General features: G+C 60.8%; 13 protein-coding genes. 7 read left to right on the forward strand and 6 right to left on the reverse strand.

Going from position 1 to position 12487, the window contains the following annotated elements; genetic code table 11:
* The first annotated feature begins 219 nt into the window (after positions 1-219).
* The 5 genes from BW974_RS03080 (at position 220) to BW974_RS03100 (ending at position 6073) form a co-directional block, all read left to right on the forward strand.
* Positions 220-1374 carry a PstS family phosphate ABC transporter substrate-binding protein gene (locus BW974_RS03080; RefSeq protein ID WP_076427866.1) on the forward strand — a complete coding sequence of 385 codons (1155 nt, stop codon included), beginning with the start codon at positions 220-222 and terminating at the stop codon, positions 1372-1374.
* Positions 1375-1475: 101 nt separating this feature from the next.
* The gene (gene pstC, locus BW974_RS03085; protein WP_076427868.1) at positions 1476-2579 is read left to right on the forward strand and encodes a phosphate ABC transporter permease subunit PstC; all 1104 of its coding nucleotides are present in this window, start codon (positions 1476-1478) and stop codon (positions 2577-2579) included.
* Positions 2576-4180 carry a phosphate ABC transporter permease PstA gene (gene pstA / locus BW974_RS03090; protein ID WP_076427870.1) on the forward strand — a complete coding sequence of 535 codons (1605 nt, stop codon included), beginning with the start codon at positions 2576-2578 and terminating at the stop codon, positions 4178-4180. The genes pstC and pstA overlap by 4 nt, the downstream gene beginning before the upstream one ends.
* Positions 4177-5082 (forward strand): phosphate ABC transporter ATP-binding protein PstB, encoded by a 906-nt coding sequence (pstB, locus tag BW974_RS03095; protein WP_076427872.1) that lies wholly within the window; start codon positions 4177-4179, stop codon positions 5080-5082. Before pstA ends, pstB begins: the two co-directional genes overlap by 4 nt.
* Positions 5083-5095: 13 nt before the next feature.
* On the forward strand, positions 5096-6073 hold the full coding sequence (locus tag BW974_RS03100; RefSeq protein ID WP_076427874.1) for an AbrB/MazE/SpoVT family DNA-binding domain-containing protein: 978 nt from the start codon (positions 5096-5098) through the stop codon (positions 6071-6073).
* Between the two features lie 38 nt (positions 6074-6111).
* Here the strand turns inward: BW974_RS03100 and BW974_RS03105 are convergent, their stop codons facing one another.
* Together BW974_RS03105 and BW974_RS03110 are read right to left on the reverse strand one after the other, a co-directional pair.
* A complete protein-coding gene (locus BW974_RS03105) occupies positions 6112-6903 on the reverse strand; it encodes a hypothetical protein (protein ID WP_245799884.1) in 792 nt (263 codons plus the stop codon).
* 85 nt (positions 6904-6988) lie between these two features.
* Entirely contained in the window at positions 6989-7363 is a 375-nt protein-coding gene (locus tag BW974_RS03110; protein WP_076427876.1) for a helix-turn-helix domain-containing protein, read from the reverse strand.
* Positions 7364-7562: 199 nt separating this feature from the next.
* On the opposite strand from BW974_RS03110, the gene BW974_RS03115 reads away from it, so the two are divergent.
* Positions 7563-8045: a histidine kinase gene (locus BW974_RS03115; RefSeq protein WP_076427878.1), complete on the forward strand. Its 483-nt coding sequence runs from the start codon at positions 7563-7565 to the stop codon at positions 8043-8045.
* A gap of 83 nt (positions 8046-8128) precedes the next feature.
* On the opposite strand, the gene BW974_RS03120 is transcribed toward BW974_RS03115, so the two are convergent.
* From BW974_RS03120 to BW974_RS03130, 3 genes are all read right to left on the reverse strand, one after another.
* On the reverse strand, positions 8129-8842 hold the full coding sequence (locus BW974_RS03120; RefSeq protein ID WP_076427880.1) for a DICT sensory domain-containing protein: 714 nt from the start codon (positions 8840-8842) through the stop codon (positions 8129-8131).
* A gap of 3 nt (positions 8843-8845) precedes the next feature.
* Positions 8846-9241, reverse strand: coding sequence for a DUF7344 domain-containing protein (locus BW974_RS03125; protein WP_076427882.1), 396 nt, complete (start codon positions 9239-9241; stop codon positions 8846-8848).
* Positions 9242-9359: 118 nt separating this feature from the next.
* Positions 9360-9974, reverse strand: coding sequence for a hypothetical protein (locus BW974_RS03130; RefSeq protein WP_076430216.1), 615 nt, complete (start codon positions 9972-9974; stop codon positions 9360-9362).
* A gap of 233 nt (positions 9975-10207) precedes the next feature.
* Here BW974_RS03130 and solA point away from each other — a divergent pair, with 233 nt between their 5' ends.
* Positions 10208-11335 (forward strand): N-methyl-L-tryptophan oxidase, encoded by a 1128-nt coding sequence (gene solA, locus BW974_RS03135; protein ID WP_076427884.1) that lies wholly within the window; start codon positions 10208-10210, stop codon positions 11333-11335.
* On the opposite strand, the gene BW974_RS03140 is transcribed toward solA, so the two are convergent.
* Complete coding sequence (locus tag BW974_RS03140) at positions 11329-12459, reverse strand: NAD(P)/FAD-dependent oxidoreductase (protein ID WP_076427886.1); 1131 nt, start codon at positions 12457-12459, stop codon at positions 11329-11331. The genes solA and BW974_RS03140 overlap by 7 nt on opposite strands.
* Positions 12460-12487: the final 28 nt, after the last annotated feature.

Here is a 12487-nt window from a genome sequence, read left to right on the forward strand (position 1 = left end):
AACTCCCGGTCGATGTCGATTTCGCCCTCTGTCGCGTATCGACTCGTCCTCCAACTGTTAGACTCTATACATAAATTCGCCTTCACGCAGGGGGCGAATAATATTGGTATATAGCATACGCTATCCAACATATGTGTTCATAGTGGTTTGTTGTGTTGGCCAGAGCGATATACCACTAATATAAGTAGTTTTTACCGAACGACGGCCAGTGCCACCTGAATGACGCGAGACTCAGAGCGACCAACGACCGGCGCATCACGACGCAAATTCATCGCACTCACGGGCACTGCAGGTGCCATGGCACTCGCGGGCTGTAGCGGAACCAGTGGAGACGACACGACGACGGAAGGCGGAAACAACGACGGAAACTCCGACTCGGACGACAGCAACAACGGCGGCAGCGGTTCGACGCAACCACTGACCGCAGACGGTTCCTCGACGGTCTACCCCATCACGAGCCAAGCGGGGTCGCTCTGGAACGGAAACGCCCCCGCGTCCGACGGCGAGTACTGGGGTTCCAGTGATGAATCGAGCGTTCCGGGCTGGGACGACATCCAGACGGACAAGAACATGGCCGATTACTGGGCGGGTCTCTACGGCTTCGAACCCAGCGGCGAAGAGGGAACGCCGCCGTTTTACACGTCCATCGGACTGAACCACACGGGTGTCGGCCTCACCAAACTCGAAAAGGGGCAGGTCGACATCGGTGACGCATCCGCACCGGTCAGCGCCGAGTTCCCAGACCGAAGCGAGTCCGAACTCGAACCGTTCACCGACCACATCGTCGCGGTTGACGCTCAGCCAATCGTCGTGAGCCGTGAAATCTACGACGCAGGCGTCGAGAAACTCACGCTCTCGCAACTACAGCAAATCTACCGCGGAGAGATACAGAACTGGTCGGAACTCGGCGGCCCGGACACGGAGATTCAGGCAGTCGGCCGTGCCGAAGGCTCGGGTACCGACACGTCCTTCCGCGCCAACGTTCTCGGCGACCCGGACGCCGACATGGGCGGTACGGACGTTCGAAAGGGGCAGAACCAGCAGGTTGCGGCGCTCGTCGAGAACTCCGACAACGCCATCGCCTACATCGCGCTCGCGTTCGTCGAGGAAGACGGCCCGGTTGCACCACTCGCGCTCGAAATCGAAGGGACGACCTACACGTACGGCGACAACCTCGGCAGTCTCGACTACCCGCTTTCCCGCGCGCTTCACTGCTACACGTGGGACGGCACGTCGAAGAAAGAAGCGGCGTTCATCCGCATGATTCTCCACGAGTACGGACAGAAGATGTTCGTCGAACCGGCGAACTACCTGACCCTCACGGACGAGGAGCGACAGAAGCAACTCGACAAGCTTCCGGAGCCGACGAACTAGTAGTCCGCTCGCGTGACCGTATCGGCATTGGACACGAAACGACTGTCGAACTTATTTAAATTTTCAAAAATGAAAGTAGAAAAGCAACGGATAGGTGAACGATGACCGGGGAGACGGCACTCTCCGAATCGGTTCACGACACCGTAGACGACCGTGGGGCGGTACTGACACAAGCACTCGGCGCGATACTGCTTATCGCGTCGTTCGTCGGGTTCGTGACGGGGTCGCAGTTCACGGTGTTCGCACTACTCGGATTCCTGTTCACCGTCGCCTACGGGTGGGTCGAACAGCAGGCGGCGACCGCCCGAGCACTGACGCTACTCGCAACGATTTCGACCGTGCTGATACTCTCGCTCATCACGGTGTTCCTCTTCATCGAGGCGTTTCCCGTTCTCACCCAAATGGGAATCCGCCTCTTCGCCCTCGAAAACCCGGTTACCGTCTTCGGCGTGACGGTGTGGCCGGGCGTCGGGGAGTTCTGGAACACGAGCGGAAACGTCTACGCGCTCACGCCGATGATTTGGGGAACGCTGGTGACGACGGCCATTGCAATGTGCATCGCCGCCCCCCTCGGCATCGCGGGGGCGTTGTTCATCAGCGAAATCGCACCCGCAAGCGTTCGGGAGGTCGTCAAACCCGGCATCGAAATTCTCGCGGGTATTCCGTCCATCGTGTACGGATATCTCGGGTACGTGACGCTGAACAGCTATCTCATGGAACACATCTCCCTTCCGAACTTCGGGAGCTTGTTCCTCGTCGGATTGGTTATCGGGCTGATGGCGCTCCCGACGGTCGTCTCCGTCGCCGAGGATGCCCTGTCGAGCGTGCCCAATCCGATGAAGGACGGCTCGCTGGCGCTCGGTGTCACCGACTGGCAGACGATGAAAGGGATTTCGATTCCTGCAGCATTCTCTGGCGTGTCGGCGGCGGTTCTGCTCGGCGTGGGTCGAGCCATCGGCGAAACGATGGCCGCGACGGTCATTCTCGGCCACAACCAACGACTTCCGGAACCGCTGTACGACGTTTTCGGCAACACCGAGACGCTGACGAGCCTCATCGCCAGTCAGTACGGCAACGCCCACGGTTCTCACATGCAAGCCCTGTTCGCGGCAGGTGTCGTGCTGTTCGTCGTCGTGATGATAATCAGCACCGCCTCACAACTCATCGAGAAGCGGATGAAACGCAAGCTGGGTGGTGACACATGAGCAGTACGTTCGAGCGCGACACGGCACTCGTAGATGGCGAAAAGAGCATCCTCGAATGGCTGTCGTACGGAATCGTCGCGCTCGGTATCGTCACGCCGCTCCTGACCGCGACGACGTTCCTCCGCGAAACGACGGAAGGGACATCGCTGGTGGGAATCGGGCTGTTGGACGTGTTCGCACTGCTGACTGCGCTCATCGGTTTCGGCGTCCTCGGAATCGGTGTTGGCTCGTGGAGCGGTCGGTTCGAGACGACGCCGGACGAACGAACCGGCGCGGTGACCGGCGTTGGATTCGGTATCGTCGCACTGGTCGTGACGGGACTAACCGTCTCTCAGACGTTCGGGTTCGGCGCAGTCGTCTGGGTGCCAGTTGCAGTTGTCGTCGGTGCCCTCGTGGCAGTCGGCGTCCTCGCCGCCCGCGAAGACCTCGGGACGACGGTGCCAGTCGGACTGTTCGCCCTCGGCCTCACCGGCCTCGTCCTCGGCGACGTGCTCACCGTGAGTTGGTCGTGGGAACCCACCGGCCTCTCGGCGGCGTTCCCGGGCTATTTGGTGGTTCCGGCACTCGCCGGTGTAACCGGACTGCTCGGCGCGTGGGCCGGTTCACTGGCGAGCGAAGGATTCGGAAGCCGCGGTCGTCAGCGCGGTGCGTTCGCACTCATCGGCCTCAGCGCAATTGCGATGCTGGCGGTTCTGGCGATGTTGCTCCTGTTCATCGGGCGACAGGGATTCGGCTACGCGTTCAGCGAGTTCAGCGTCGGAATCGGCCCGGCGGTTATCCCCATGCTGAACGCCGAAATTCCGTTCGTTCGGATACAGATGCCGTTCGTCACCAACGGGTACACGTTCCGTCCGGACGAAATCAACGGCGTCTTCCCGGCCGTCGTCGGAACCTTCTGGGTCGTCGTCGGTGCCGTCCTCGTCGGCGTGCCGCTCGCCGTCGCCGCGGCGGTTTTCCTCACGGAGTACGCCGAACAGGGTTGGTTCACGCAGGTCGTCGAGGTAGCGACGAACGGACTTTGGAGCACGCCCAGCGTCGTGTTCGGCCTGTTCGGCTACGCCTTTTTGGTTCCGCGACTCGGCAACGACACGTCGCTCCTCGCGGGAATGCTCGTCCTCGGATTCATGCTCATCCCACTCGTGCTCATCACGAGCAGAGAGGCGGTGCTAGCCGTTCCGGATGAGTATCGTGACGCCAGCGCCGCACTCGGCGTGAGCCAGTGGGAAACCATCAAGAGCGTCGTTCTCCCGGCGGCGATGCCGGGTATTCTTACGGGCGTCATCCTCGGTGTCGGTCGCATTGCTGGCGAAACGGCACCGATTCTCTTGGTGATGGCCGGGGGACTCCGCGATTCGGCACCGAAGGTGCTCGGGGCGTTCGAGTTCTCTTCGGTACCTCCGTTCGTCACCAACGACGCGCTCCTTGCGAGCGCACCGACGCTTCCGTACCAACTGTACGCGAGCATCACCGCCGGAGTGAGCGGTGAGAACGCCGAGGCGTTCGGATGGGGGACGGCCTTCGTGCTGTTGTTGGTCGTCCTCTCGTTCTACGCCGTTGGTATCGGGACGCGAATCTACTTCAGGAGGAAACTACAGCAATGAGCAAAAACGCACCACAGTCAGCGGATACGAGGCAGCGCCAGCAAACCACCACGTCCGGCGAGAGTACCGAGCAACTCCAAGACGAATGGACAGACTACGAGTTTTCGGGTGACCCGAAACTCTCCGTCGAGGGGCTGAACGTCCACTACGGCGACGAACACGCCCTCAAGGACATCTCGATGGAGATTCCCGAACGGAGCGTCACCGCCCTCGTCGGGCCGTCCGGTTGTGGTAAGTCCACGTTCCTGCGGTGTCTCAACCGCATGAACGACCGGATTAACAGCGCCCGAATCGACGGTTCGGTTCGCCTCGACGGCGAGGAAATCTATCAGGACAACGCCAATCTGGTCGAACTCAGAAAGCGCGTCGGGATGGTGTTTCAGGCACCGAACCCGTTTCCGAAGTCGATTCGTGACAACGTCTCATATGGCCCGCGAAAGCACGGCGACATCAAAACCGGCCTCATCGCGCGACTGCTCGGCGAAGCCAACGAGGACAAAGAAGACGAACTCGTCGAGCGTGCGCTCCGGAACGCCGCGCTCTGGGACGAGGTGAGTGACCGCCTCGACGACAACGCGATGGGGCTTTCGGGCGGTCAGCAACAACGCCTCTGTATCGCCCGTTGTCTCGCTACCGACCCGGAAGTTATCCTGATGGACGAACCCGCGAGCGCGCTTGACCCCATCGCAACCGCGAAAATCGAGGACCTCGTCGATGAACTCTCCGAGGAGTACACTGTCGTCGTCGTCACGCACAACATGCAACAGGCGGCGCGTATCTCCGACCAGACGGCGGTCTTCCTCACCGGCGGCGAACTGGTCGAATACGACGATACGGGGAAAATATTCGAGAACCCGGAGAGCCAGCGCGTCGAAGATTACGTCAGCGGAAAGTTCGGATAACGGAGAGTCAGGCATGGAAACGAGAAAAGTCCAATACACGGGAAGCTCCACGACGATTTCCCTGCCGAAGGAGTGGGCCGACGAACACGGCGTCGAAGCGGGGATGCAGTTGGCGCTCTACCCCGCCGAGAACGGCGAGTTGATAATCGGTGCCGAACAGACCGACGACGATGAGCCACCGGAGTTCTGTGTCGAAGGACGCTCCGCGATGGACATCCGACAAACCGTAAAGGCGCTGTACGCCATCGGCAACGACACGTTCATCCTCACGGCGGAGGGTGAATTCGACCGAGAGCAACGCCGCGCCGTCGCAACGGTGACGACCAACTTGGTCGGATTGGAGGTGCGAAACGAGTCCGAGACGGAACTCGTGCTCACCACCGTGTTCGACGCCGCGGCGGTGTCCATCGAACGAACGGTGCTCCAACTCCAGTACACCGCACTCTCGATGCATCAGGACGCCATCCACGGACTCATCGACGGAAACGAAGCAAGCGCGGAACGCGTGACAAATCGACGGAACGACGCCGAAAGACGGTTTCGCGTCGCCGAGAGCTGTTTCCAGCGAACGCTCACGGACGTCGAACAACTTGACCGCCTCGGACACTCACGCCCGGACATCTTCGACCAGTACGCGACGGCGCGACAGCTCGCCGACGTTGCGGAACAGGCCCAACGAATCGCAACACTAGTCGGAAGCGAAGCGACGGTCGAAAAACCGTGGCCCGACGAGTTCGAACGATTCGCCAGAGAGTCCCGACATCTCACCGAACAGGCTGTTGACGACGTTTTGAGTGCGGACGAACCGCCCTACGAGACGGTGCGAACCTGTCGGGAACTCGTCGATGACGTGACCGAATTGCGGCGACGGCTGTATCGGGAAAACGAAGTGACGTACGTGCGGTCAGTTGCTGTCGGCTCTCTCGAACGGACGGCGAGAGGAGCGGTAAAAATCGCAGAGCGGGCGGTACAGGCGTCCCTTCGTCGGTAGCGGGAAACCGTGCAGTTGATTCGTTGCTGATTTCCGGACTACTGCCCGTCGAACGCCGAGCGAAGCGTCCATTCTCCCGAATCGAAAAACGGCGACCCGGGATATCCTGCACCTCGCCAGAGTGCGTCGATGGGGTTCGCCAGTTCGGTTCGAACGTCGGCGTCGAAGTTCGACAGGTTGACCGGAAACGGCGCGAGCATATTTTCGGAAATCCGGCCCGCATCGGTCGATTCCGATTCGCTCGAATCCAGCAAACAGCCGCGAACGCCGTACATCGTGAGCGTAACGTGAATCGGGGACATCTGCTGATGATACGCAAGAACACGGAGATAGCGCCGAACGCACCGCGTCAAATCGAGTTCGAGTGCGCGTCCGTCAAACTGCTTCGGTTCACTTCGCTCTGGCTCGTTTTCCACCCCTGCTTCGCCGAACGGAATCGCCGAGACGGCTTCGATAACGCCGTTCGAGAAGAGATGCGAATAGCCCGCGCAGGCGGCTTCGCGCTCGTCGTCCGACTCGCGCTCGACGGAAGCAGCGAACCCGTCGGCAGTCCACGTCCCGTGGGCGTCGTGATTGCCGAGAACGGGCAGTTGCGTGGGACGGGACGGATTTGCTTCGGGGAGTATCGAATGTTCCGCGAGGTCGATGGCGTAGCCGTCGTCGTAGACGGCGTCCGGTACGACGTGGACGACGAGTCCCCGCGGTGCGTCGAAACCGAAGTACCCCTCGCCCCCGACGACGGTTTCGAGGCGATGTTCGTGCAGCGCCGTCGCCTGCTCGTTCGACCCACCGGCGTATTTCGCCGCCATGACCGCGTCTCGATAGCTCATCGGGTGTCGAATAGCTGTCCGCGGACGTGGTTAAGTGAACTGGTACGCTGAATCGGAGAGCAACCGTTCGCTTTTTTCGACTGTCCTACTCCCCGAACTCGTCTATGCGTCCGTGAACGTATGCACACCACTCGTCCAACGTCTGGTGCATCAGGTCTTTCGCGTCCGCGAGTGGCGTCGGTTCGTGTCGGTATACGTGGCCGCCGCCGTCGAGGAGGTGGCGTCGTCTGCTGGCCAATCCCTTCTCGCGCAGGGTCGCCAACGACCGGGAAACGTTGCTCCGGTCGCGGTCGGTTTCGACGGCCAGCTCCTCTGTCGTGCTGTTTGGTTGTTCCAACAACACGCGATACGTGCGGCTCTCGTGGGGTTGGATAGAGAACACACAAGTCATCACGTTCTCGAAACTCGGTTCGTCGCCGAGCATCAGGGTTCGAAACCGCTGTGGGTCGGGGTCGCTCATGTGTGAGTTGTACACACGATTCCTGATAAAATCCGGAGTTACTTCGAACTCACCGTGGTTGAGGATGCTGTTTCGGTCGCCAATCGTCGGTCTAACTCCATTCGATTACCCGTATCGGTCGTGCGGGGCGAACGCACATGCGTTCGCCCCGCACGCGCGCCAAACCGCCTTGTTCGGGGTTGGAGTACACTCATCTGCGATGGCGACAGAGACTACCACGGAATCAGTGACGGACGTATCGAACTATCGGGAAAACGCGTGGCAGTCCGGCGTACTCTCGGGACTCATCGCGGGTGCCGTGATGGGTGTCATGCTGACGATGCAGATGCGGCCCGTCATCGAACACGCCATTCCGGCCCTGTGGGGCCTCGACGGCGGGGCCGCCGGATGGACGATTCACATGATCAACTCCGCCATCTTCGGCGTGCTGTTCGCCGCGATGGTGTCGCTCACCGGCCTCCGAAGTTCGGCCGATTCGGTCGGGAAATCGGCCGCAATCGGCCTCGGCTACGGCGTCCTCGTCTGGGTCGTCGCCGCCGTCATCGTAATGCCGATTTGGTTGCAGGCGGTTGGCTTCCCGATGGCTCCGAGCCTGCCGAACATCAGTGTACAAAGCCTGCTTGGCCACGCCGTCTTCGGCGTGGTGCTCGGCGCGCTGTACCCGGTTATCCGAAATCGGTGATGGTTCCGTAGCCCTCTAATCGACACTACCGAATTTTATCACCATTTGGTCGCTGAAAAGAGTAAGTCGATGAGGCAGTAGAATTACCCATATGATTCGTGCAGATACGAAAGCAGTTCGTCCACGGTTTTCGGGTCATACGTCCAGAATCCGTAGAACTGGTCGGGGTCGTGCTCTTCCGCCAGCAATGCGCATTTCTGTAACGGGTCGCCGCCGCCGTCGTACACCAGAAACCACGTCTTCCCGATTTCGTCGGTTTCGTCCCCGTGAAACGTCACATCCTGCATCTCGAACGAACGCCACTCTCCGCTCCCGTAGATGTGGATGTCGAGGTTCGTCTCGTCGGCGAGTCGGTCATAGACGGGTTCCTGTGCGCGAAACGCGGACGGCGACTGAAAGCCGACGTGGAGTTCGCCGTCTCCGACCCGCCACGCGCGGTCTTCGATTTCCCGACTCGTTGCGAGCATCTGACGTTTGTCGAACGAGGTGAATAGGGTTCTGTCGAGAACCGAAAGCAGGTCGCGGAACAAAGACGACTCTCCCTCGTCGCTCCACGGAACGGTGATGGGAGGTGTAAGAAACTCCGTGAGAGCCTGCAATCCTATCGTCCCCTTGAACTCTCCGTCGTCCCGAACGACGAGAAATTCGTCGCCGCCGACGCTCCGGAGTCGTTTGTACTGCACCGCGACGTTCTTCGTTTCGAACTGCTCCGCGAGGTCGGTATCCGGGTCGGCGGCGTACACTACGAGCGTCTTCTGCTCCCGTTCGACCGTCGTGATGTGTTCGTGAAGGGTCATTACCTACGAGTCGGAGTTCGGCTCCGGGGTGTTTCTGCGCTCGTTCCGTTGTGCCCAGTCGAGGATTCGGCCGACGGGCGGCGATACCTCCCCGAGCGAGAGGAGTTCCATCTGTTCGTCGTAGCGAATCAGTCCTGCCTCTCGTAGTATCGGAACGTGTATCTCGTGCAGTTCGATACGTACCCGTTCTCGGTCGTCGGGTGTCGCCATTCGATACTCGTTCGCGTGAATCCATCCGGTGAGAATGTCCGCCAGTTCGTCCTCGAACACGAGCCCCCATTCTGCGAGGAGATACAGCGTGTATCGGCGTTGTGTATCCGAAAGCGCTCGATAGACGCTGTCGGCTATCGACGGCGCCAGTAGAACGTCGTACAGGACATCCCAATCGTCCTTCGCCATGACTCCCACCCCCCTTTTCTCGTTCGTGATGAACGTCAGTAAACGTTCTGTCTACTGGTACCATAGAACAGTGTTCCTTCGGCACCGTATCTCGATAGAACAGTGTTCCGCGTGCCCCTCAGTCCAATTTGACGGCCAGATACCGACTCACTGCGAAGAGAATGCCGCTCGCCACGAACGACAGAATCGACACGGTGGCCACGCTGAGTCCGGTTCCGGACGGGTCGAACGGCCCCTGCTTCCCCGGCGGTGAATACTGCTGGAGGGTTTCGACGCCCGAAAATCCGAGCAGGAAAAAGACGAGCGTGATGCCGAGGAGCAGGGCACCGCCGACGAAACCGTAGAACGACGCCATCTCCTCTATGCTCAGGAGTTGTCGCATTCGGCGCTCGCTCAACGCGGATTCGTCGCGGAGAATCGCGCCAGCGACGGCGACGTGTCCGACTGCGGTTCCGAGTTCGAGGACGAGGACGAGCGCCCCAGGCATCAGCACCGTCGGCGAGGACGCGAGGGGTTCCCCGCCCGGAAACAGGCCAGCGACCGCCGAGGGGTACGCCAGCGTGATAGGTGCGACGAGCGCCAAGGCGAGCAGGAGAACGCTTTGCCACGCCAGTTTCGTCGGAATCGATTGGTCGAAGATGCTGTGCCGACGGACGCGCAGTCGCTCGTACTTCGAGCCGTTGAGAATGGCGTCCGTAATGTCGTCGTCGATGTAGTCAGTTTGTCCCGTCACGGTACGCACCCGAATCAGGTGTTTTCCATCGCTATTCACTTCGAGGATATACCGTTATCGGAACGCTATCCGCTATCGTTCAGACAGTAGTGGTGACACATAAATTGCGTATTACCGCATTTTTCGGTGCGATTTCGGTTCCGAATCGATGCACACCGGAACCGCTTTCGAACTGACTCGAAACCGACGACGAAGTGAACCACTAATGCCTCTGCCAGCAATGGTGCGAGTCAATGGCTCACTACGACACCATCGTCGTCGGCGTCGGTGGCATGGGAAGCGCAGCGGTTTCACATCTCGCAAAACGAGGCCAGCGGGTGCTCGGACTCGAACGCTACGACGTGCCCCACGCGAAGGGGTCGTCGCACGGCGTGACGCGAATCATCCGGAAAGCGTACTACGAACATCCGGATTACGTCCCCCTCCTCTCTCGTGCCTACGACCTCTGGCACGAACTGGACGAAACCCATCCGACGCAACTCCTGCACACCACAGGGTGCATCGTTGCAGGCCCGGAAGGGAGCGAGAAAGTCGCTGGTGCACGCGAATCCTGCGAACAGCACGATATCGACTACGAACTGCTTTCGGCCGAAGCGGTCGCGGAACGCTATCCGGGGTACGACCTGCCGGACGATTTCGTGGCCGTCGTGGAACCCGACGGCGGATTCCTCCACGTCGAACAGTGCGTCGTCGCGCACGTCGCGTCGGCCCATCGCCACGGCGCGGAGATTCGCGCCCGCGAGGCGGTGCTCGACTGGGAACCCACGCCAGACGGCGGCGTCAGGGTCGAAACCGACAAAGGTAGCTACACCGCCGATACCATGGTCGTCACGGCGGGCGCGTGGGCCAAAAACCTGCTCCCGATACTGGAGTCGCAGGCGGTTCCGGAACGGCAGGTTCTCGGCTGGTTTCAGCCGAACGACCCCGAGCAGTTCCGCCCCGACTCGTTTCCGGTTTTCATCGTCGATTGCGAGGAGGGCTACTTCTACGGCTTCCCGGAATACGGCGTGCCGGGCTACAAAGTTGGCAAGTACAACCATTTCCACGAACAGGTGAACCCAGATAAGATGGTGGAACCGAATCGAGCCGACGAGCGCGTCCTCCGCGAGTTTACGGAACGCTACTTTCCGGAGGCCGCGGGGCCCACGATGCGGTTGGAGACCTGCCTGTTCACGAACTCGCCGGACGAGCATTTCATCATCGACACACTTCCCGACCACCCGCAGGTCGTCGTCGGCGCGGGCTTTTCGGGCCACGGATTCAAACTGTCGAGCGTGGTCGGGGAGATTCTGGCCGAACTGGCGATTGACGGAGAGAGTCGCCACGACATCGGCCTGTTCTCGCTAAATCGGTTTCACTGAAACCGATTCACGCTGAACTGCTCTTTTTCCATCGGTTCGCCGAGAACAGCATCGGCAACCAACTTCCCGCTGTACGGCCCGAGTTGAAGCCCCGTCGCGCCGTGGCCGGTAGCCAGATACGCGCCTTCGACGGTCGGAATCTGCCCCAACACTGGTAGTTGGTCGGCGGAACGCGGCCTGAGGCCAATTCGAATGTCCACGATTTCCGCGTCTTCCAGTCCGGGTGCGACGCGGAGTGCTTCGGACAACACCTCGTTGACGCCGCCCGCCGTGGTTCGCGGTTCGAATCCCGAATCGACTTCTCGGGTTGCACCGACGGCGATTCGGTTGTCCACCCACGGAACCATGTAGTGACCGCGAAACGCGCCCACGATGGGCCAATCTTTGGTATCCGTGTCGTGGCAGTCCAAGTGGATGATTTGGCCGCGCTGTGGTTCGACCGGAATCGAAACGCCCAGCGATTCCTCGAACCGCGGTGACCACGCGCCGCCAGCGACGACGACGGTTTCTGCGTCGTCGCTGTCGCCATCCGCGGTTTCGACACCGGAGACGGTTCCGTCTTCGTGACGTATTTTAGTCACGTCCTTTTCCGCGACGGTAAGTCCGTGCTGTTTCCCGGCCCGAAGTAGCGCCGCGGTGAACGTCCGGGCGTCCACTCGCGCCGCGTCACTGTAGAACCGGCATCGCTCGGTTTCGGCGAGCGCGGGGAATTTCTCTTGGGCTTCGTCCGCGGACAGTTCGGTCGTCGTTCCGGGCTTCGGTTCTCCGTACCTTTCCTGTCGGTTTTCGATACGTTCGGTGGCGGCGTCGAACGCCGCCACCTCGTCTTCGTCCACGGCGACCGAGAGGAGTTCGCAGGAAGAGTAGCCTGTATCGCCGTCCTGTTCGTCGGTCAGTCGGTCGTTCAGCGTCGGGTAGTAGGCCGCGGCGTCGAGCGCGAACTCGAACCAGACGGACGAGGCGGTTCGACTGCTCGTCGCTGGCGAGATGATTCCCGCACCTGCATCTGTCGCACGTCCCGTGTCGTGTCGGTCGATGAGGAGCGTGTCGGCGTCCTTCCGCGCGAGGTGGTACGCGACGGACGCGCCGACGATGCCGCCGCCGACGACGATGGCGTCGTACATGATTCGATGACAATCGTCCGGGCACTGA

This window comes from Haladaptatus litoreus (assembly GCF_900156425.1).
GTDB lineage: Archaea > Halobacteriota > Halobacteria > Halobacteriales > Haladaptataceae > Haladaptatus > Haladaptatus litoreus.